This is a genomic window from Sphingobacterium griseoflavum (assembly GCF_014653155.1).
In the GTDB taxonomy this organism is placed as follows: domain Bacteria; phylum Bacteroidota; class Bacteroidia; order Sphingobacteriales; family Sphingobacteriaceae; genus Sphingobacterium; species Sphingobacterium griseoflavum.
Genome location: NZ_BNAF01000001.1, coordinates 151222 through 171850 on the forward strand (window position 1 = coordinate 151222; position 20629 = coordinate 171850).

The 20629-nt window shown below is 43.8% G+C and carries 20 protein-coding genes; 10 read left to right on the forward strand and 10 right to left on the reverse strand.

Features of this window, described 5'->3' with window-relative positions:
* The first annotated feature begins 73 nt into the window (after positions 1-73).
* Genes nadC through IE165_RS00605 form a run of 3 tightly spaced genes read left to right on the forward strand, consistent with a single transcriptional unit; the run spans position 74 to position 2455 of the window.
* The gene (nadC, locus tag IE165_RS00595) at positions 74-928 is read left to right on the forward strand and encodes a carboxylating nicotinate-nucleotide diphosphorylase (protein ID WP_189624655.1); all 855 of its coding nucleotides are present in this window, start codon (positions 74-76) and stop codon (positions 926-928) included.
* 25 nt (positions 929-953) lie between these two features.
* Positions 954-1601: a glycerol-3-phosphate 1-O-acyltransferase PlsY gene (gene plsY / locus IE165_RS00600; RefSeq protein ID WP_189624656.1), complete on the forward strand. Its 648-nt coding sequence runs from the start codon at positions 954-956 to the stop codon at positions 1599-1601.
* 50 nt (positions 1602-1651) lie between these two features.
* Positions 1652-2455, forward strand: coding sequence for a M48 family metallopeptidase (locus IE165_RS00605; RefSeq protein WP_189624657.1), 804 nt, complete (start codon positions 1652-1654; stop codon positions 2453-2455).
* Positions 2456-2583: 128 nt separating this feature from the next.
* Here the strand turns inward: IE165_RS00605 and IE165_RS00610 are convergent, their stop codons facing one another.
* The 6 genes from IE165_RS00610 to IE165_RS00635 all read right to left on the reverse strand — a co-directional run bounded on the left by IE165_RS00610 (position 2584) and on the right by IE165_RS00635 (position 8600).
* Positions 2584-4269, reverse strand: coding sequence for a DNA polymerase/3'-5' exonuclease PolX (locus tag IE165_RS00610; protein ID WP_189624658.1), 1686 nt, complete (start codon positions 4267-4269; stop codon positions 2584-2586).
* Between the two features lie 3 nt (positions 4270-4272).
* On the reverse strand, positions 4273-5586 hold the full coding sequence (locus IE165_RS00615; RefSeq protein WP_189624659.1) for an NAD(P)/FAD-dependent oxidoreductase: 1314 nt from the start codon (positions 5584-5586) through the stop codon (positions 4273-4275).
* A gap of 167 nt (positions 5587-5753) precedes the next feature.
* Positions 5754-6083 (reverse strand): 2Fe-2S iron-sulfur cluster-binding protein, encoded by a 330-nt coding sequence (locus IE165_RS00620; RefSeq protein ID WP_189624660.1) that lies wholly within the window; start codon positions 6081-6083, stop codon positions 5754-5756.
* A 2-nt stretch (positions 6084-6085) separates the two neighbouring features.
* Positions 6086-7090, reverse strand: a complete 1005-nt coding sequence (locus IE165_RS00625) for an NAD(P)/FAD-dependent oxidoreductase (protein ID WP_189624661.1) — start codon at positions 7088-7090, stop codon at positions 6086-6088.
* A gap of 2 nt (positions 7091-7092) precedes the next feature.
* Positions 7093-7527: a MarR family winged helix-turn-helix transcriptional regulator gene (locus IE165_RS00630; protein ID WP_189624662.1), complete on the reverse strand. Its 435-nt coding sequence runs from the start codon at positions 7525-7527 to the stop codon at positions 7093-7095.
* 77 nt (positions 7528-7604) lie between these two features.
* Positions 7605-8600: an acyl-ACP desaturase gene (locus tag IE165_RS00635; RefSeq protein WP_189624663.1), complete on the reverse strand. Its 996-nt coding sequence runs from the start codon at positions 8598-8600 to the stop codon at positions 7605-7607.
* Between the two features lie 180 nt (positions 8601-8780).
* Here IE165_RS00635 and IE165_RS00640 point away from each other — a divergent pair, with 180 nt between their 5' ends.
* Together IE165_RS00640 and IE165_RS00645 are read left to right on the forward strand one after the other, a co-directional pair.
* Complete coding sequence (locus IE165_RS00640; RefSeq protein WP_189624664.1) at positions 8781-10004, forward strand: cysteine desulfurase; 1224 nt, start codon at positions 8781-8783, stop codon at positions 10002-10004.
* Between the two features lie 11 nt (positions 10005-10015).
* Complete coding sequence (locus tag IE165_RS00645; RefSeq protein WP_189624665.1) at positions 10016-10435, forward strand: SufE family protein; 420 nt, start codon at positions 10016-10018, stop codon at positions 10433-10435.
* A 74-nt stretch (positions 10436-10509) separates the two neighbouring features.
* Here IE165_RS00645 and murI read toward each other — a convergent pair whose 3' ends face one another.
* Positions 10510-11325 carry a glutamate racemase gene (gene murI, locus IE165_RS00650; protein ID WP_189624666.1) on the reverse strand — a complete coding sequence of 272 codons (816 nt, stop codon included), beginning with the start codon at positions 11323-11325 and terminating at the stop codon, positions 10510-10512.
* A 77-nt stretch (positions 11326-11402) separates the two neighbouring features.
* A complete protein-coding gene (locus IE165_RS00655; protein ID WP_189624667.1) occupies positions 11403-12821 on the reverse strand; it encodes a glycoside hydrolase family 125 protein in 1419 nt (472 codons plus the stop codon).
* A gap of 199 nt (positions 12822-13020) precedes the next feature.
* On the opposite strand from IE165_RS00655, the gene IE165_RS00660 reads away from it, so the two are divergent.
* Both IE165_RS00660 and aroQ read left to right on the forward strand, forming a co-directional pair.
* Positions 13021-14649: a gliding motility protein RemB gene (locus tag IE165_RS00660; protein WP_189624668.1), complete on the forward strand. Its 1629-nt coding sequence runs from the start codon at positions 13021-13023 to the stop codon at positions 14647-14649.
* Between the two features lie 34 nt (positions 14650-14683).
* Positions 14684-15100, forward strand: coding sequence for a type II 3-dehydroquinate dehydratase (aroQ, locus tag IE165_RS00665; protein ID WP_189624669.1), 417 nt, complete (start codon positions 14684-14686; stop codon positions 15098-15100).
* A 23-nt stretch (positions 15101-15123) separates the two neighbouring features.
* Here aroQ and IE165_RS00670 read toward each other — a convergent pair whose 3' ends face one another.
* Both IE165_RS00670 and lgt read right to left on the reverse strand, forming a co-directional pair.
* A complete protein-coding gene (locus tag IE165_RS00670; RefSeq protein WP_189624670.1) occupies positions 15124-16329 on the reverse strand; it encodes a multidrug effflux MFS transporter in 1206 nt (401 codons plus the stop codon).
* A gap of 47 nt (positions 16330-16376) precedes the next feature.
* On the reverse strand, positions 16377-17201 hold the full coding sequence (gene lgt, locus IE165_RS00675) for a prolipoprotein diacylglyceryl transferase (protein ID WP_189624671.1): 825 nt from the start codon (positions 17199-17201) through the stop codon (positions 16377-16379).
* Between the two features lie 140 nt (positions 17202-17341).
* On the opposite strand from lgt, the gene IE165_RS00680 reads away from it, so the two are divergent.
* The 3 genes from IE165_RS00680 to IE165_RS00690 all read left to right on the forward strand — a co-directional run bounded on the left by IE165_RS00680 (position 17342) and on the right by IE165_RS00690 (position 20619).
* Positions 17342-18460, forward strand: coding sequence for a M42 family metallopeptidase (locus tag IE165_RS00680; RefSeq protein WP_189624672.1), 1119 nt, complete (start codon positions 17342-17344; stop codon positions 18458-18460).
* Between the two features lie 55 nt (positions 18461-18515).
* On the forward strand, positions 18516-18857 hold the full coding sequence (locus IE165_RS00685) for a DUF3467 domain-containing protein (protein WP_229826229.1): 342 nt from the start codon (positions 18516-18518) through the stop codon (positions 18855-18857).
* 250 nt (positions 18858-19107) lie between these two features.
* Positions 19108-20619 carry a bifunctional GNAT family N-acetyltransferase/carbon-nitrogen hydrolase family protein gene (locus IE165_RS00690; protein WP_189624673.1) on the forward strand — a complete coding sequence of 504 codons (1512 nt, stop codon included), beginning with the start codon at positions 19108-19110 and terminating at the stop codon, positions 20617-20619.
* The last annotated feature ends 10 nt before the right edge of the window (positions 20620-20629 follow it).

The window sequence follows — 20629 nt, forward strand, 5'->3', positions numbered from 1 at the left end:
ATGTAAAAAATAGCTTTATATTTTATAATCATATATATTTTTGTCATCTTCGCTAATAAATTAGATAGGATACATGGGTGTTGAGTTAGATAAACTGAAGAAGTTCGTAGCATTAGCGCTAGAAGAAGATGTGCAGGGAGGGGATCATACGTCATTATCGACCATCGCTCAAGATGCGCAGGGAGAAGCACAGTTGCTTGTAAAAGACAGCGGGATTCTTGCAGGTGTTGCTGTTGCAGAGGCTATTTTTCAGTTGATCGATGCCGAACTTACGGTGGAAGTATATGGGCAGGATGGTGCGAAGGTCCAGCCGGGAGATGTTGCCTTTCGTGTGCAGGGCAGTGTCCATAGCATATTAAAAGCAGAGCGTTTAGTATTGAATGTGATGCAACGGATGTCTGGCATTGCAACACGTACAGCCGAATATACGGCCAAATTATCAGGCACAAAAGCCAAGGTTCTGGATACGAGAAAAACGACACCGCTGCTTCGGTTTTTGGAAAAAGAAGCGGTCGTAATAGGTGGAGGGGCAAACCATCGCTTCGGGCTTTATGATATGATCTTGATAAAGGACAACCATGTCGACTATGCCGGAGGCATCAGCAAAGCAATAGAAAAAGCGCAGGGCTATAGAGCGGAGAAAAAGTTGGATGTCGCTATAGAAGTAGAGGTCCGGAATATGGCTGAGTTAGAAGAGGTACTGGCTAATGAAAAGGTCGATCGCGTGATGTTTGATAACTTTACCCCTGATGAGGTACAAACTGCTGTCGCATTGGTAGCCGGCCGCTTGATTACAGAAGCCTCCGGCGGCATTACCTTAGCAACCATAGCTGACTATGCTGCAGCTGGCGTCGATTACATATCCGTCGGCGCATTGACACATTCGGTAAAAAGTTTGGATTTGAGCTTAAAAGCGAAAGTTATATAATATAGTCAGAAAGTATAAACCATATATGATTTCATTTTATTTAGTAGGGATAGTCATATTAGCTTATCTTTTTGGATCCATTCCCTCGGCAGTGTGGTTTGGAGGGGCATTTTATGGGGTTGATGTGAGGGAGTACGGTAGTGGCAATGCGGGCGCTACCAATACATTTCGCGTCTTAGGTAAAAAGGCAGGGTCGATCGTCATGTTTGTGGACATCTTGAAGGGATGGACGTCAACGAATCTTCCGCATTTGCTCGATTCTACCTTAGTTGGGGTGCCGAACTCGGTACAGTTTGTTAATTTCCAGCTAGCTTTGGGAGTGATTGCTGTATTAGGGCATCTCTTTCCGATCTTTGCTGGATTTAGAGGCGGAAAGGGGGTAGCTACGCTTTTTGGTATGGTGATCGCCATTCATCCACCTGCCGCATTGTGTTGCGTCAGTGTGTTTTTGATCACTTTACTGCTTACACATTACGTATCGTTAGGATCTATTCTTGCCGGTTTTACATTTCCTTTCAGTGTGGCGTTTATTTTTCATACGTCGGTGCCGGCAGTTTTACTTTATGGAATTGCTATCTGTGCCTTGATTCTCGTTACGCATCAAAAAAATATCGAACGGCTGTTGAAAGGGCACGAGTCAAAAATATATTTGTTCAAGAAAAAGAAAGCATAGCTGTTTAGGCATAAGATTTGCATGGCTTTCAACAAAAAGCCCATACAAACATGAAAAAGATATTTAGATACACTTCCTTAGTCTTGTTAGCAGCTGTTTTGGCATCCTGTTCTACCGTTCCGGTATCGGGAAGAAGGCAATTGTCGTTAGTTAGTGATGATCAAATCCAAGAACAGGCTGCAGTAGCTTATAAAGAATTTTTGAGCGACTCTAAGACCAAAGTCGTAACTGGTACGTCTAATGCCGCCTTAGTTAAAAATGTTGGAAATAAAATCGCCGCAGCGGTTAATAGGTATTTGTCGTCGGAAGGCATTGCACAACAGTTTAACTTCAATTGGGAATTTAATTTGATTGAAAGTGGAGACGTCAACGCGTGGTGTATGCCTGGTGGAAAAGTTGCTGTTTATACGGGTATCCTGCCTTTCACGGCTAATGAAGCGGGGCTTGCGACAGTAATGGGACATGAAATTGCACACGCTATAGCGCGTCACTCCATGGAACAAATGTCTAATCAATATGCGGTCCAAGTGGGTGCACAAGTACTAGGCGTAGCAACCTCCGGAAAAAGCAGCTTGCTGCAAGGGTTGGTGAATAATGCTTATGGAATCGGTGGACAGCTTGCGTTATTGCGGTATTCTAGAAGCAATGAATCGGAGGCTGATCAATTGGGTCTGGTTTTTATGGCAATGGCAGGATATAATCCAGAAAGCGCTGTTTCCTTTTGGGAGCGCATGGCTTCTGCAAAAGCAGCGAATTCTACACCCGAATTTTTGAGCACGCACCCCAGTGATGCGCGTCGTATAAATGATATTCAGAAATTGATTCCAAAAGCCATGACATATTATAAAAAATAAGATAAGGCGCAGATGATGGCGGGAAACGCCGTCTATAAAATAGAAAAGTCGGATACCATGAGTTTCCGACTTTTTTGCGATATATATCTAAAAAATAAGTGATTTCTACTTTTGTAAATTGAGGGCAATTAAGGTAATTGCTTCAATTTCAACTTGCGTTTTTGGAAAAATAAGGCAATATTCTCTGCTGAAAATGCATTTAGACAGCATTCGGCTGAAAGTCCTCCTTTTCGAGCAACATGTATGCCATATTGCATGTCCATCAACCCTTCTGTCCGATGCGCATCCGGGTTAATCGACAATAGCACACCTTTTTCCAAAGCGTACTGCTGCCAACGCCAGTCAAGATCCAATCGAAGGGGATTAGCATTGATTTCAATGACCACGCTATTCGCGGCGCAAGCGTCGATCACCCGCTTGAAGTCTACCGGATAACCGGCTCGACTTAGTAAGAGTCTACCAGTGGGGTGTCCGAGGATCGTTGTGTAGGGATTTTCGATGGCGCGGATGAGGCGTTGTGTCGCCTTTTCCTGATCCATCCTTAAATTGCTGTGTATGGAGGCGACAACGAAATCAAATTGCGCTAAAATTTCATCTGGATAGTCCAAAGATCCGTCGGCCAAGATGTCGGATTCAATGCCTTTAAAGATTTTAAAGGGTGCCAACTGTTGGTTCAATGCATCAATTTCTGCCCATTGCTCTTTCAAGCGTTCTGCTGACAATCCATTTGCGTAAACCGCCGTTTTGGAGTGGTCACAAATACCTAGATACTCCAACCGCAATTCATCTTTGCAATAGGCAGCCATTTGCGCTAACGTATGGACACCGTCGCTATAGGTTGTATGGTTGTGCAATGTTCCTTTTAAATCCGTAAACTTGATAAGCACCGGAAGGCGATTTTCCTTTGCCCAGCTGATTTCCTGTAGCCCCTCGCGCAATTCTGGTGCGATGTATGGCAGACCAAGCTTGTGGTATATGGCCTCTTCTGTTTCTGCTCCTGGTATCGGTTGCTGCAACGCCTGAAGTTGCTGTATATGAGCATCGCTTCCGGTATGAACCAATAGATCGTATGCAAAATTAGCGTGATTGCTGCATAGTAGTTGATATTTCAACGAAAAAGAATCCGAAAATTGCAGGGAGGTATCGTATGTTTCCAGCAGGGTGTAATGTTCGTTTGCTTCGATAAATTTTATCAGTGCAGCCTGAGGTGCAGTGGTCAGGATATCGATGGCAGAAATGATTTCACACTTCCGCCGGAATTCGCCCGTGAATGAATGCTTGTCATCTTTGAAATTCTCTTCCAAAGCAACTAAAAGTGGTGCAGCAATTTTTTCTGCTTTGGCGTATAGAAATAATCCTTGCGCAGCATTCGCAAATTCAATTGCTTTTCGTATTTCTTCCTGCGTTTTCAGGCCAAATCCTTTCGCTTCCACCAAGCGGTTCTCATTGCAGGCATACAAAAGCTCACCAACGGTTTCAATTCCAAGATCGTTCCATACAATCTGCACCTTTTTTGGTCCTAGTCCTTTGATGGATAGCATTTCCAAAACACCAATTGGCGTTTTGGCGACCAACTCGTCCAATTCTTTAAAAGAGCCTGTAGATATTAAGGAATGTATTTTCTCAGCTGTACTTTTGCCTATTCCCGGTCGTTCGGCAAGCTGTTCCAGCGAGGCATCGACCGCTGGAAACGGAAGTTTATCGATTTTGAAAGAGGCGGATGCCATAGCCTTCGTGCGGAATGGATTTTGATTGTACAATTCCATTAATTGGCTACATAATTTAAATGCTTTTGCTATGGCTTTATTCTCCATGTCCTATCGGTTTTCGTATGCTAAATCTTCCTTTTTTGTTTCGGGTCTGTCAACACGGTTTATAATAAGTCGTATGCCGCTATTCTTGGTGAAGAATTTGACCGTCCAGTTCACAAAGGTCACCAATTTATTGCGGAAACCAAAAATTGATACCAAATGCACAAACATCCAAGTCATCCAAGCCAAGAAACCTTTCAAGTGGATGTTACCCATGTCCACTACGGCGCGGTTTCGGCCAACTGTAGCCATGGATCCTTTGTCGAAATAGTTAAAGTTTGGCGTACTGCTTCCATTCATGCTGTCCAATATATGTCTAGCGACGTACTTACCCTGTTGTTGCGCTGCAGGAGCCACCCCTGGAAGGCCCCGGGGCGTTTTATCCGTAATCATCGCGGCTACATCACCGATGGCATATACACCATCCATACCTTCTATACGGCATTGTCCATCGGTTTTAATGCGATTCCCCCGTTGAATAATTTCTGGATGTATACCTTTTGGAAATTGGCCCATCACCCCCGCTCCCCAAATCACGGTTCTTGTGGGTATGCTTTCCCCATTCGACAACGTTATGGTGTTTCCGTCATAGCCTGTCACTTGAGTGTTCAAGATGACCTTCACTCCCAGCTCGCGTAGATATCGTTCTGCGTCGCTGGATGATTTTTCCGAAAGCGCGCCCAAAATTTTGCCCATGCCTTCCACGAGGTATACCTTCATCTCATGTTTGGATAGTTCGGGGTAATCTTTCTTCAGCATGTGGAGCTGTATTTCTGCAATCGCTCCGGAAAGTTCTACGCCGGTGGGGCCACCGCCCACAACGACAAAATTCAAATAACGTTCTCGATCGAGCAGGTTTTTGCGAAGGACGGCCTCTTCCAAATTTTGAAGCACGTAGCTTCGGATATTCAATGCCTCGTGTATGCTCTTCATAGGAAGCGCATACTTCTCCACCTGTTTGTTTCCGAAAAAATTAGAAGTTGCTCCAGTTGCAATAATAAGATGGTCGTAGTCGTAATTTCCGACAGATGTTTTAACAATTTTCTCTTGCGAATCGATTTCAAGCACCTCCGCCATTCTAAACCTGAAATTTTCTTGCGATTTGAACATCTTTCGGATCGGGAAGGAGATGGCATCCGCAGCCAACGTACCTGTGGCCACCTGGTACATTAAAGGTTGGAACGTATGGAAGTTGTTTCTATCAATCAATAGCACCTCGACTTCTTTATCTTTAAATTGTTTGGCCGCTTCTACGCCTCCGAAACCACCGCCAATGATGATAACTCTCGGAAAGCTTCTTTCAGAACGATCTAATAACATAATAAACTAATTTTGTTCTATAGTGTGAGATAGGGGAAAAAGTCCTCATCATTTTTATGCATATTGACCCAAGCGCCTAATTGTACAAAGCCTCCGGTTAAGGACAGTACCTTTTCTCTTTGGCAAAAATACGAAAACTTAGTGTGATTTGTACACTAATAATTGGGTCATTGCAGGCCCCCCTTTATTTTTAATCGTAAACCGTCATTTTCATTTGTCAATCGCAGCTGGCAGGCCAGCCTGCTGGCGCCATCCGCGTCAGGTAGGGTATCCAACATGTCCAATTCTTGGTCGGATGCTGCGGGCAGGTCATCAGCACCATGCAAAATTTCCACATGGCAGGTTGCACAGAGCGCCATTCCGCCACAGGTGGCGAGTATGTGATATTCGGAAGCCTTTAGCATTTCCATCAGACTCAGATTGATGTCTGTCGGAACTTCCACCGGCCTAACTTGGCCATCTCGGTCTTCGACTTGTATCGTGATGATGTTTTCCATAGCTAAAAGGAGTTGACGCCGTTGACAGTTGTATATTTGAAACTGAGCTTTTGCTCGGGATACACGTATTTAAACGCGCTTTGGCACATCAGTGCGGCTTCATGGTACCCACAGAGAATCAGTTTCAATTTTCCGGGGTAAGTATTGATATCACCAATGGCGAAAATCCCGGGAACGTTGGTGGCGTAGTCGAAGGTGTTTACTTCAATTGCATTTCTATCAATTTGAAGTCCCCAGTTTGCTATTGGCCCAAGTTTTGGGCTAAGGCCGTACAAGGGAATGAAGTCGTCTGCCGGTAATACATAAGAAACTTTTTCTTTATCGGCGACCTGTACGCCCGTCAGCGTCGTTTTGCCCGCTAAGGCGACAAGCGAATGCGAAAGCAGTAAGTTTATTTTTCCCTGTTCGGCAAGTTGATAAACTTTTTCTGCCGAATCGGGCGCGCCGCGGAAAGAGTCGCTTCGATGTACAAGTGTTACTTTTTTCGCCAGACCAGTAAGATAGATCGTCCAGTCAAGCGCCGAGTCGCCACCACCAGCTATAACGATGTTTTTGTCGCGAAACCTTTCCGGATCTTTGACCATATAATGTACATTCGTTTTCTCAAATCGCTCTAAATGCAACAGCTCTGGCTTACGCGGTTCGAAACAACCCAGTCCTCCTGCAATGACAACTACCTTGCACTGAACCACCGTACCTTCGGACCCTATGACCAAAAACGAACCATCGTCTTGCCGATTTACTTCCTCTACGCGCTCTGCCAAGCTAAATGTGGGTTCAAAGGGTGCAATTTGAGCCATTTGTTTATCGATGAGCTCTTGGGCAAGGATGCTCGGATAGCCGGGGATGTCATAAATGGGTTTGTGCGGGTAAATTTCGGAAAGCTGGCCTCCTACTTGGGGCAGCGCATCCATCAAATGGCAACGCATCTTGAGTAACCCAGCTTCAAAAACTGCGAAAAGGCCTACCGGTCCTGCTCCTATAATACATATGTCTGTGACGACCATGGTTATTGATCTAAATTATTATAAATGGTATTTAATATTCGGGTGAAGTGCCCAAAATCTTCTTCAGAAAGATTTTCCCAAGCCTTCATGCGGATGTTCTTAACTGCGGGTGATAACTGTGCTACTTTTTTTTCACCCGAAGCAGTCAGCCTGATTTGTAGGGAACGGCGATCTTGTGGATGCTCGATCCGTTCGGCAAGTTGTTTTTTGATAATGATATCCACAATACGCGTCAAGGTCGGCTGATCTTTTCCAGACTTTTCAGCGAGTTCTTTATGCGTCATCGGATCGGCATGGAATAAAATCTTTAGAATGCTCCATTGGTCGATAGTGATGTCAAAAGCATTTTGTAGGAAGGAAGTTTGGGCATACTGCTTGACGCGTCTGGCAGTGCGGTCGAGAATAAAAGAATATTGACTGTATTTTTCTTTTAGCATAGCAATTATTAGTGTGACAACTAATTTAAGAAAAGCATTGATGGAAACAAAAAAAAACTTGCGTTTTTACGCAAGCCTTATCCGTGTATCCATTTAAATTTATATTGCATTTCGGGCACTTTGATTCGATCTGCGAGTCTAGTCAAACGATCGGGAAGTTTCATCAGATAGTCTCGTGCCTTTTCGCCTTTTTCATTCAAGCCACCAATTTTGTCGATTTTCCAGTCATCATTCAACGTTTTAAGGATATCGACATAATCGAGGGCGGTATATACTTCTAGTCTTTGCGCGGCATCGGAGAAATGGGCAAAAGCTTCGCCTTGGGGTTCTCCAGCTTCGCGCATAAAGTGGGCGGGCATAACAATTTTTTTCCGCATCATGTCTTCGAAGGCAATCATGACCTCACTCGCATCAACTGCGAACGCATGGGAAATAAAGGACATGTAAGCTTTCGCATGTCTGGCCTCATCAGAAGCGATCACGCCGCACATCTTTGCCAAGAGCTTGTCACCAGATTTTTTTGAAAGCCCCGCTACGCGTCTGTGCGATACGTTGGTCGCGAGCTCCTGAAAAGACGTATATATAAAGTTTCGATAAGGGTCTGCACCTGTGCCGATATCAAAACCATCTTGTATGAGATATTGCGTGGACATCTCAAATTGTCGCATATCGATACGTCCCGATAGATATAGATATTTGTGAAGCAGGTCACCGTGGCGGTTTTCCTCTGCTGTCCATGCGCGCACCCATTTCATCCATCCGCCCTGCTCATTCTTCTCCACATCTTCCACCATGGTTAACCAAGACTCATAGGTCGGAAGAGCTTCTTCCGTTAAGGTGTCTCCAATAAGAACAGCAACCAAGTCGTATGGCAACTCGCGCGCACCTTCTTGCAGCTCGCGTATCTCTTCAAAAAAGGTGTCACGTGAGGAATCGGGTAAAAAATCGGCCGGTTGCCACATGTCCTCTACTGGCTTCAAATAGTCGCTCATTTCGTTCAACATGAACGGCTCTAAATAAGCCATCACCTCTTTTCTTGACCCTTCCGGAATATTTAATGGTAACTCTTGCATATCTCGTACAAAGATAACCAATTACCCATAAATTGTTGTTCAATATTTTGATAAAATATGAAACAAAGACGAAAAGCAGTGCTGGCGCACCCGATGGTCAACCTGAAAAGAATACATCATGCTGACTTGTTTTATGACGTATTATAGTAACTTTGTAAGACATTTTAAGGAGTAAAGAATTTGGGAACTTTTGATATACATAAAGTCAGGGAAGATTTTCCGATCTTAAATAGAACGGTTAATGGTAAACCATTGATCTATTTCGACAATGGTGCTACGACGCATAAGCCAAAGCAGGTAATCGATGCCATCGTAAACTATTATGCCGATATGAATAGCAATGTGCATCGCGGGGTGCACTACCTCAGTCAGATTTCTACCGATGCATTCGAGTTAACCAGACGGAAAGTGCAGGCTTTTATCCATGCAAAAAATGAACACGAGATAATCATCACAAAGGGGACTACCGAGGCGATGAACATTATAGCTACTTGTTACGGGCGACCTTTCATTGGGGCAGACGATGAAATTATTATTTCTGCGATGGAACACCATTCGAATATCGTTCCTTGGCAGATGCTTTGTGACGAAAAGGGCTGTAAATTACGTGTGATTCCGATGGATGAAAAAGGGGAACTCGATATAGAGGCGTACCGTCTGCTTTTTTCCGATCGTACGAAGTTGGTTTCTTTCACTTATGTTTCCAATGCGCTAGGCACCATAAACCCGGTGAGGGAAATGATTCAAATTGCGCACGAAAGACAAGTTCCCGTGGTGCTCGATGCAGCACAAGCCATACAGCACCTCAAAATAGATGTGCAGGAGTTGGATGTTGATTTTCTCGCGTTTTCCGGACATAAGATGTATGGTCCTACCGGTGTTGGTGTGCTGTACGGAAAGGAAGAGTTGCTTAATAAAATGCCGCCCTACCAAGGAGGCGGCGATATGATTAAGGACGTTACTTTTGAGAAGACAACCTACAATGAGCTGCCTTTTAAGTTTGAAGCGGGAACACCCAATATTGAGGCTGGTATTTGTTTGGCGCATGCGATCGATTACATAGATAACCTTGGCATAGAAGCCATAAAAACTTATGAAGATGGGCTTCTAGCCTATGCAACCGACCGATTGTCGCATATAGAAGGGATCCGCTTTATCGGTACCGCTGCGCATAAGTCGTCGGTAATTTCTTTTGTTGTCGACGGCATTCACCCTTATGATATTGGTGTGCTTTTGGATAAATTAGGTATTGCAGTAAGAACGGGGCACCATTGTGCGCAACCTGTTATGAACCAGTTTGGTATTCCAGGAACAGTTCGGCTATCGTTAGCGATGTACAATACGAAGGAAGAAGTGGATATTTTTATAGCAGCTTTGGAACGCGCAGTTCGCATGCTCAAATAAATGCAAGAAAAATGACTATCAACGAGATACAGGACGAGCTAATCGAAGACTTTGCCTTTTACCAAGATTGGATGGAGAAGTACGAATATATCATTCAATTGGGAAAAGAGGTGCCGCTGATAAGCGACGCACACAAAACCGATGAATACATTATCAAGGGATGCCAATCAAAAGTATGGCTTTTTGCGGAATTGGAAGGTGATAAAATTAAGTTTACCGCGGACAGCGATGCGATCATTACCAAAGGATTGGTGAGTTTGATGGTGAAGGTCTTATCGGGACATACCCCAGAGGAAATAACCAATGCAGACCTTTATTTTATCGATCAGATCGGGTTGAAGGAACACCTTTCACCGACCCGCGCAAATGGTTTGCTGTCGATGGTCAAGCAGATGAAGCTGTATGCCATTGCGTTGAAAGCCAAGGGCTAGAACACAGGATTGGTAAAGACGGTGATCGTTACACGCTACGATTACGGTCTTCTACGTTTAAGGATCGTTTGGGGTCAGGACACGCGCATATGTTTCGCGCGAATCTCTTCACCGAAAAATACCTTTGCCTTTTGTTCAAAATCCGTAGGGTCATCTGTCGTGTAAAAGGTTGTCTGCTGATTTTTTGCGCAATATTTTGAAACTTCTTGATGTCGCTGGAGATAGTCCGTTAAGCTTGCGGCAATAAGTTTCCCTTGCGCTAGGATCTGAATATGCGGCGGAACATGTTTCCTGATGACTGGCAATAGTAAGGGATAGTGGGTACAGGCGAGAATTAGGGTATCAATCTGTGGACTTTGGCCCAACAGTTGGGCGATGTCCTTTTGCACAAGATAATCTGTTGCAGGTGTGTCGATCTCGTTATTTTCTACCAAGGGCACCCAAAGCGGACACGCATGTTGATAAACCGCTATGTCAGGATGAAATTTATTGATTTCTATCTTATAGGATTCGGACAGTACGGTGCCGGTTGTGGCCAGTACGCCCACTTCATTACTACGTGTAAAACGGTCAATGGATTCGGTCGTTGGCCGGATCACTCCCAATACCTTTTTGCCAGCTGGAAGGTCGTTTTGCTGTATACTTCGCAAAGCTTTTGCCGATGCAGTATTACAAGCTAAAATCACAAGATTACAGCCCAAATCAAATAGCTTGAAGACACACTCTTTGGTAAATTCATAAACGGTTTCGAAGGAACGTGTGCCATATGGAACCCGGGCATTGTCTCCTAAGTAGATATAATCGTATTTAGGCAAACTGTTTTTAATTTCTCGAAAGATGGTTAATCCACCAAAACCGGAGTCGAAGATACCTATGGGCCCTTTTTGCATCGCATATATGTCATAAAAAAAAGCGTCAGAAGGAACTTCCTTGCTGACGCTTTTGCATTCACCATGGAAACTCTTCTTTAACTTAACAAAGATGGCTTTTCTTTATAAGTCTTCCAAAGCAATTCACCAAATAATGTGTTTGTCCATGCAAACCAGTGGCGTGTAAACTTTTTAGGGTCGTCTTTATGGAATGATTCATGCATGAAGCCTGTGTCGCCGTGTGTTTTGCGCAATGTTTCGATACAGGTCTTGATCTCATTGTCATCTGTCGACGTAAAGGCACGCATAATTATGGCCATCGGCCAAATCATATCCCGACCGATATGTGGTCCTCCAATGCCTTCTGCCGCTGTTCCTTTAAAGAAAAATGGATTTTTTTCAGATAGGATAAACTTCCGTGTGCGCTGGTATACCTCATCATTTACATCCACGGCACCTAGGTAGGGGAGTGCAAGTAACGAGGGTACATTGGCATCATCCATCATTAGGTAGCTGCCATAGCCATCTACCTCAAAAGCGTAAACGCGACCGTGTTCTGGATGATCCACAATACCATAACGGTTGACTGCCGTTTCAACTTCTTCGGCAAGGGCCTCCATTTTCTGCGCGAGATCCGTATTGTTTTTTACTTTGCGTAAAATTTCTGCTGACTGACGCAGGCTTGTTATAGCAAACAGGTTTGAAGGAATCAAAAACATGAAAATCGAGCTGTCATCAGATGGGCGGAATGCCGAACAAATCAACCCGACAGGGTTTACAGGATAACCCAAACCATCTACCTGCAGGGTGTCCGATCCACGGGCTGTCGTTCTTTCGAATTTATAAGGTCCCGTGCTTTCTTTGCGCTGTTGCTCAACAAAAGTTTTGTAAATGTTTTCTTGCGCTTTTACCCACTCCCCGTCAAAAGGACTCTGGTCATTGGTTTCTTTCCAGTAGTGATAGGCTAGCCGGATCGGGTAGCAAAGAGAATCGATCTCCCATTTTCGCTCATGGATGCCCGGTTTCATGTCCGTATGATCGGAAAACCATTCACCTTTTTTTGTAGGGTCATTGTAAAAAGCGTTCGCATAAGGATCAATATTTATGCATTGCGCCTGCTTGTTGATCAGACCAAGGATCAATTCCTGCAATTTGCGGTCTTTCTTCATAAAATGGAGGTAAGGCCATACTTGGGCGCTGCTATCGCGTAGCCACATTGCATCGATATCACCAGTGATAACATAGGTTAATTTTTTAGCAGGCGTGGACTCATCGTAGACCGTGGTGTCCAACGTATTTGGAAAACAGTTGTTAAACAACCAACCTAGCTCTTTGTTTTTTACGTTCTTTTGAAATTCTGATATGGTTGCTTCAATTACTTTGCTGGAGAAATGCCGCTTTGCCACCGGAACGCGCACAGTGGGGAAGGAGTTATCAGGTGCTGCAAACGAAAAGTTGCTAGCCATCACGCCGGCACCTAGAGCGCCCGCAGTTTTCAGAAAAGTTCTACGTTTCATGTTCTACCGATTCTTGTTTTTGGTTATCGTGCCCCAATATAGCAAAATATATTTGAAATCTGGAATAGATAAACGTTTTAGCACGGATACCAGACATGCTACAACAGCCCTTCGGGAAGGCTTTTAAAGGTAGTTTTGCCGGAGGGAAATTTTAGGAATAATAATTGTTGTAATCATTCGCAATTTACGCAAGACTTATATGAATCAAATTTACGTACTAATCCTTTCCATCGGTTTCAGTTTTATTTTTCTTGCACCGCTGAAAGGACAGGTCAAAAACCAGACCTACTCGTATCAACATTACCAAAAATACAACGGGTTGTTATATACGCCCGAGACACGGATGCATACTGCCGCAAAGCCCTTCCTATTTAAAGGTGAACTATTGTCGACATTTGATTCCTTACAGTCTTTACATCCCATCGCGTCGGATAACCCATTTTTACGTAAAATATTTAATGAACATCTGGTGGATGTCTCGAGCGACGAAAGCCAATTTTTTATCGATTTTCTACCCGATTTTACGATAGGTAAAGATTTGATTGCCAATGATAAACGTACTACTTGGTTAAGTAGTGGCGGCCTGCAAGTAGGTTGGCAGCACAAAAATAAGTTGACATTTTTTGCCAATGTGTTTGCAAATCGTGGTGTGTTTCAAAATTACCTGTCGGAATACATGGATATCAACGAAGTAGTGCCTGGGCAGGGAAACGTAAACAACCGAAGCGGCAACCAAAAGGATTGGATGTATGCAACAGCAAATTTGACCTACGATTTCAGTGACTATTTTCAGGCGAATCTTGCCTTTGATAAAAACCATATTGGCGATGGTTACCGCTCCCTGCTCTTGTCTGATTTTTCCTCTAATTATGCCAACCTGCGACTGACAGGGACCATAGGTAATGTGCAATACACATCAATTTGGGCATATATGAATGATCCCAGCAACCCTCGCCGGGATGCGTTGAACGCCGGCAGCCAGTTTGGTGATGGGACCAAATGGGGCGCTTTTCAATATTTGGATTACAATGCGACCAATAGGCTGTCCGTAGGCTTTTTCCAAGCAGTGACTTGGTCCAACAGCAACGAGGCTGGATACCGCGGTTTCGACTTTAACTATATCAATCCCGTCATGTTTATTCGTCCTATTGAATCTAACAACAGCACATCACCCGACAAGATGTTTTTGGGACTGAATGCGAAGTATAAGTTGTTCCGCAATTTAACAGCTTATGGACAGTTTCTACTCGGAGAATTTACGGCTAAGGAGTTCTTTGGCGGTAGGGGATATGCCCACAACAAGTGGGGAACGCAGCTTGGGGTGCGTGGTTTCGACGCCTTTAACGTCAAAAATTTAAATTATTTGCTTGAGTACAATATCGTGCGACCTTACACCTATCAGCATTTTGCATCCATCTCGAATTATTCCAACTATGGAGAGCCTTTGGCACACCCGCGAGGTGCCAATTTTAGAGAGATTGTTGCGATTGCAAATTATACTTGGAGTCGTTTTGACTTTTCCTTGCAGGGCATGTATAGTTTATATGGTACCGATCCGGAAAGTGGGTTGAATATGGGAGGAGACATCTTTCAGTCGTACCGTACAATTCCTAATATGTATGGCAACGCAATTGGTCAAGGAGTTCGCAATGATTTATACTATGTGGATGCAAAAGCTGCATACATATTAAATCCAAAATATAACCTCCGCTTTGAGGTGGGTTACACGCAACGTTATAATTATCGGGAAGATGCGACAACACAAAAATCGGGTGTCGTCAGTATAGGCTTACGCTCTTCCTTCCGGAATTTTTATGGGGATATTTAAGATATTGCTATCTTTAGCACTTTAGTCCTATAACATGAAAAAAATCATCATTATCAATGGTCCCAATCTTAATCTGCTTGGGGTTCGCGAAACAAGTATTTACGGTAATCAGGATTTCCTTTCATACTTCGAAGATCTCAAGACGACTTTCCCGACATGCGAACTGCATTACTACCAAAGCAACCATGAAGGAGATATCGTTGATAAGCTGCATGAAATAGGTTTTTCTTATGACGCGGTCGTGCTTAACGCGGGCGCCTACACGCACACTTCTGTCGCGATCGGCGATGCTATCGCTGGTATCGAGACACCCGTTGTTGAGGTGCATATCTCGAATGTGCATAAACGCGAAACCTTCAGACACCACTCTTACCTCGCAAAAAATTGTGTAGGTGTTATCTGCGGATTCGGACTGAAAAGCTATGCGTTGGCTTTACAAAGTTTTCTTTAAGCGAATTGGAAGCTCTCAATTACTCAATATCCTTCTCCTTTTATCGACCGGCCTGATACAAAATGGATCAGCAAAGACGATATAGCGGTGAAACTCATGACGATTACCATCGGGTAAGGAGTTCCGTCATGTAGCACGCTTACCATCCCGGATGTTATTGCCCCGATCCCCATTTGCACGCAACCCAAGAGGGCCGAAGCACTTCCTGCTAAAGCTTTGAAGGGTGATAATGCCATAGCGGAGGTATTGGGGAATATAAAACCATGTCCCAACAGGTAACAAAATATCAGCGTCAAAAGTATAGGGAAGTGGAGGGTGTCAGTCAATAGGCATACGATCATGGTGATCGCGACAGCGGATTGCCAAATATTGGCTATTCGGCTTATCTGTATACTAGTCCATCGCTTCAATATGGCTCGGTTTATCTGTGTGGCCACAATCATGGCCGATGCTACAAAAGCAAATGCCAGGCCATACTGGGATTGGGTCAGCCCAAAATGCTGTTGCATCACAAAGGAGGAACCGGCCAAGTATGCATAAAGACCGGAAGAAGCGATAGACCCCACCAAGCAATAAACCAGGAAGGTTTTGTTTCGAAACACTTCCCAAAAATTACTAATGATTGCCTTTGGCCGAAGGGAGAAATCTGCTCGCCCAAGGTAAGATTCTGGAAGGAAAAAGTAAGTGGCTGCAAGAATGATAAGACCAATAATCAACAAGGAGACAAAGATGTAGTGCCAATCGAGGTGGTTCAATAGGAAAGCCCCGGCGCTGGGCGCCAGAATCGGTGATATGGCGATGACCAACATCAGCAAGCTAAAAACACGAGCGGCTTCACGGGGCTCGTAGTAATCTTGAATCATAGCACGAGAGGCGACCATCCCCGCACAGCTTCCCAATGCCTGCAGAAACCGGAAGGCAATCAGGTGTTCAACGTCACGCGTTAGGATACAGAGCACCGTGGCTAATACATAGATAAGCAAGCCCACAAGTAAAGGCTTTTTTCGGCCGTATTTATCCAAGAGTGGTCCGTAGATCAATTGGCCCAATGCGATGCCAATAAAGAAGCTGCTGAGCGAGAGCTGTACCTGGTCGACGCTGGTATGGAAGTCCTTTGCTATGGTTTGGAAAGCCGGAAGGTACATGTCAATAGAGAAAGGACCCACTGCGGACAACAAGCCCAAGATCAGAAGAATGACCGTCCTGTTTGATGTAATCTTTTGTTGCATATATATTAAAAAAAGAGCCCATCTGGTGGAGATGGGCCTGAAAGCTGTTATTTCCTGCGGTTCGTCGGTTTTCGGAAAATAAGGTACAGTCCTATTAACATGAAGGGGATACTCAACAGTTGGCCCATGTTAAACTTCATGGTATTTTCAAAGGCTTCTTGATTTTCCTTGAAAAACTCCAAAAAAAAGCGTGCTCCAAAGAGCAAAACAAGGAATATCCCAAAGAAATATCCCGGTTTTGGTTTTGCATTTTTTCGATACATAGACCAAAGTATGAAGAAGATGATCGTGTAAGCAATGGCTTCATATAATTGGCCGGGGTGCCGTGGAACCATATCATGCCGCTCAAATACAACCGCCCACGGAAGTGTGCTAGGGAGCCCTATAATTTCGGAGTTAAAGAAATTACCTAGTCGTACAAACGCTCCTGCCAGCGGTACAACGAGCACCAACCGATCTGCAATCCAAATGAAATCTGTCTTGGTTTTTCTGGAGAATAAAAATAGCCCGGTTAATATTCCGATGGCACCACCATGGCTTGCCAATCCTTGAAAACCCGTTAGCTCGAAATTTCCATTATTTATTCGAAAGGGAAGAATCATTTCTAACGGATGCTGCATGTAATAATCAAATTCGTAGAAAAGACAGTGACCTAGACGAGCACCGATCAATGTGCCTAAAAAGATGTAAATACTGAGTTGGTCGAGTAGCTCCTGTGTCTTCCCTTCTTTCTTAAAAATCTGCAGCATCAATACGTACGATACCACAAAAGCAGCGAGAAAACATAATGCGTAATACCGTAAACCAAACGAGCCTATTTCAAAGATCACTGGATTGATATTCCAGTGGATAGCATTTAATATTGCGTGCATAGTTGTGAATTGTGGCGTAAATATAAGGTTATCCACGAGAAAATCCATAGTGCATCAAATTTCTTACCAAATGGCGAAGGAAATTTCTAAATTTGAAAACAGTAATAGATTTCATATTTTGCTGGTATTAAAAAGGAATTATGACAGAAAAAAAAGAAAAAGAGCAAGGCAAGCATAGAGCGGTGGTGACGAAGGAATCGTTGGATTTCTTCGAGAGGTATATTAATAATCCCTCACCAACAGGATTCGAATGGGAAGGACAGCGTTTGTGGCTCGATTATCTAAAGCCTTTTGTTGATGATGTGTATATTGATAATTATGGAACGGCAATGGGCATCATTAATCCAAAAGCGCCTTATAAAGTCGTCATCGAGGCGCATGCTGATGAGATATCTTGGTTTGTAAATTATATCACCAAGGACGGATTAATCTATGTTATCCGAAACGGGGGGGCGGATCACCAAATAGCACCATCAAAACGGGTTAACATTCATACCGATAACGGCTTGGTAAAAGCGGTCTTCGGATGGCCTGCTATCCATACACGTTCAGGTGAGAAAGAAGAAACACCAAACCTAAAAAACATTTTTTTGGATTGTGGCGCTACGTCAAAAGAAGAAGTTGAAGAGCTTGGCATACACGTGGGTTGTGTCGTGACCTATGAAGATGAGTTTATGGTTCTTAACGACCGTTATTATGTTGGGCGTGCCTTGGATAATAGAGCAGGAGGTTTTATGATTGCCGAAGTTGCCCGTTTGCTGAAAGAGCAGGGCAAAAAGCTGCCTTTCGGTCTTTACATTGTTAACTCTGTTCAAGAGGAAATAGGATTGCGCGGTGCGGAGATGATTGCAGATCATATCAAGCCAAATTTGGCAATCGTGACCGATGTGACTCATGACACGCAAACCCCAATGATTAATAAGATTACCCAAGGCGATTTGGCCTGTGGAAAGGGCCCCGTATTGTCCTACGCCCCTGCCGTCCAAATAAATCTCAATCGCCTACTTATGGCGGTGGCCACAGCAAACGATATTCCTTTTCAACGACAAGCATCCTCGCGCTGGACGGGAACTGATACCGATGCTTTCGCATACTCAAACGGAGGCGTGCCGTCTGCATTGATATCCCTTCCTTTACGTTATATGCACACCACCGTGGAAATGATTCACAAAGAAGATGTCGATAATGTCATCCGATTGATTTATGAAGCAGTGCTCAAGATTCAAGATGGACAAGATTTTCGAAGTTTTACGATCTAGTCGTCGTCAAGACTTTTAATTTTGGTATATTTAGGGAATATAATAACTTATTGCAATGGATGTTAATTTTATGGATTTAAAAAACAATAATAACGAAGAGGCGGAGAACAACGAACTGAGTATAGAACTTAGCGAAGAAATTGCGGAGGGTATATATAGTAATCTGGCCATCATCACGCATTCCAATTCGGAATTCGTACTGGATTTTATTCGCATCATGCCGGGTATCCCAAAAGCAAAAGTGAAATCACGGATTGTACTGACGCCCGAGCATGCCAAGAGACTTTTGGGCGCACTACAGGATAATGTGAACCGTTTTGAAGCCAGTAATGGTGCCATTAAAACCAACGATCCAGCGCTGCCACTAAACTTTGGCGGCCCAAAAGGTGAAGCATAATATGTGCGGCTGATAGCGTATGCTGCCGTCAAAACGTGCAAAGAATTTTATAAAATTCTTTATTAAAAACAATATCCGGAGGAGAACTTAATCGTTCTCCTTTTTCTATGATACCACCTTCAAAATGGGCTTTACATCATACTAACTGACGACTGTCGGGGCAATATATCATTATAGAAGTTTTATTGTATTTCAATATTATCTAAAACCAAATGTTCCGATTCTTTGTTGTAGAGTCAAAGCAGAATTTATGGATATACAAGTGCGAAACCTTACAGAGAAGGACTATAAAGATTTAAAACGGTCAATGACAAAGGCATATGGGGGAGATTCGGGAGAAGTGTGGACCCGGGAAAACATCGAAGATCTTATCGGACTCTTTCCTGAAGGCCAATTGTGTGTGGAGATGAATGGCAGGGTTGTCGCTTGCGCGCTGTCGCTGATCATTGATTCCAAGAAAACCAATATCTATAAGAAATATTACGAAATCATCGACGACGGAAAGTTTTCTACGCATGATTATAAGGGCGATACGCTCTATGGTATCGAAGTGTTCGTTCATCCCGACCATCGTTCTTTGCGGTTGGGAAGAAGGCTTTATGATGCACGAAAGGAACTATGCGAGCAAATGAACCTGAAAAGTATCGTGGCGGGCGGGCGAATTCCTAACTACCATAATTATTCGGACAAGATGACGCCAAGGACATACATCGAGAAGGTCAAACGAAAAGAGATTTATGATCCTACGTTGACTTTCCAACTGTCTAACGATTTTCATGTGAGCAAGATACTTAAAAATTATTTGCCAGAGGATAAAGAATCCCATGAATTTGCTACCCTGTTAATGTGGGACAATATTTATTATGAACCGGATGCCAAATCCAATTCGGCAACGAAACAAACCATTCGGTTGGGATTGGTGCAATGGCAGATGCGGCTGTTCAAGGATATCGAAGAATTTTACGATCAGGTCGAATTTTTTGTCGATACGGTCAGCGATTACGGTACGGACTTTATTATGTTTCCGGAATTCTTTAATACGCCGTTGATGAGCCCATATAACGACCTCCCTGAGCGGGCGGCCATGGAGAAACTTGCCGAATTGACCGAAGAGATTATCGACAAGATGCAGCAACTGGCCGTATCCTATAACGTGAATATCATTGCAGGCTCTATGCCTGTAATGGAATATAAGAAGCTATATAACGCATCGTATCTATGCCACCGTAGCGGAAAATTGGATGTGCATAAAAAGATCCATATTACGCCCAATGAGATGAAATACTACGGTATGGTGGGTGGCAATGATATCCAGGTTTTTGATACCGATAGCGGCAAAGTAGGTTTGCTGATATGTTACGACGTTGAGTTTCCGGAGGTAAGCCGAATTATGGCTGATCAGGGGATGCAGTTATTGTTTGTGCCGTTCATGACTGATACGCAAAATGGCTACATGCGCGTGCGCAGCTGCGCACAAGCACGAGCAATAGAAAATGAATGCTATGTAGCGATTGCAGGTTGTGTGGGCAATCTTCCACGCGTTAACAACATGGATATACAGTATTCTCAGTCAGCGGTATTTACGCCTTCTGATTTTGCGTTCCCCAATAACGGTATAAAGGCCGAAGCGACGCCCAATACAGAAATGGTGCTAATTGCCGATGTCGACCTCTATGCGCTGCGTGATTTGCATGAGTATGGCACCGTCAAGATTCTGAAAGATCGACGCAAGGATCTCTATCAAGTAAATATGTTGAAGTAGAACGTTAGTA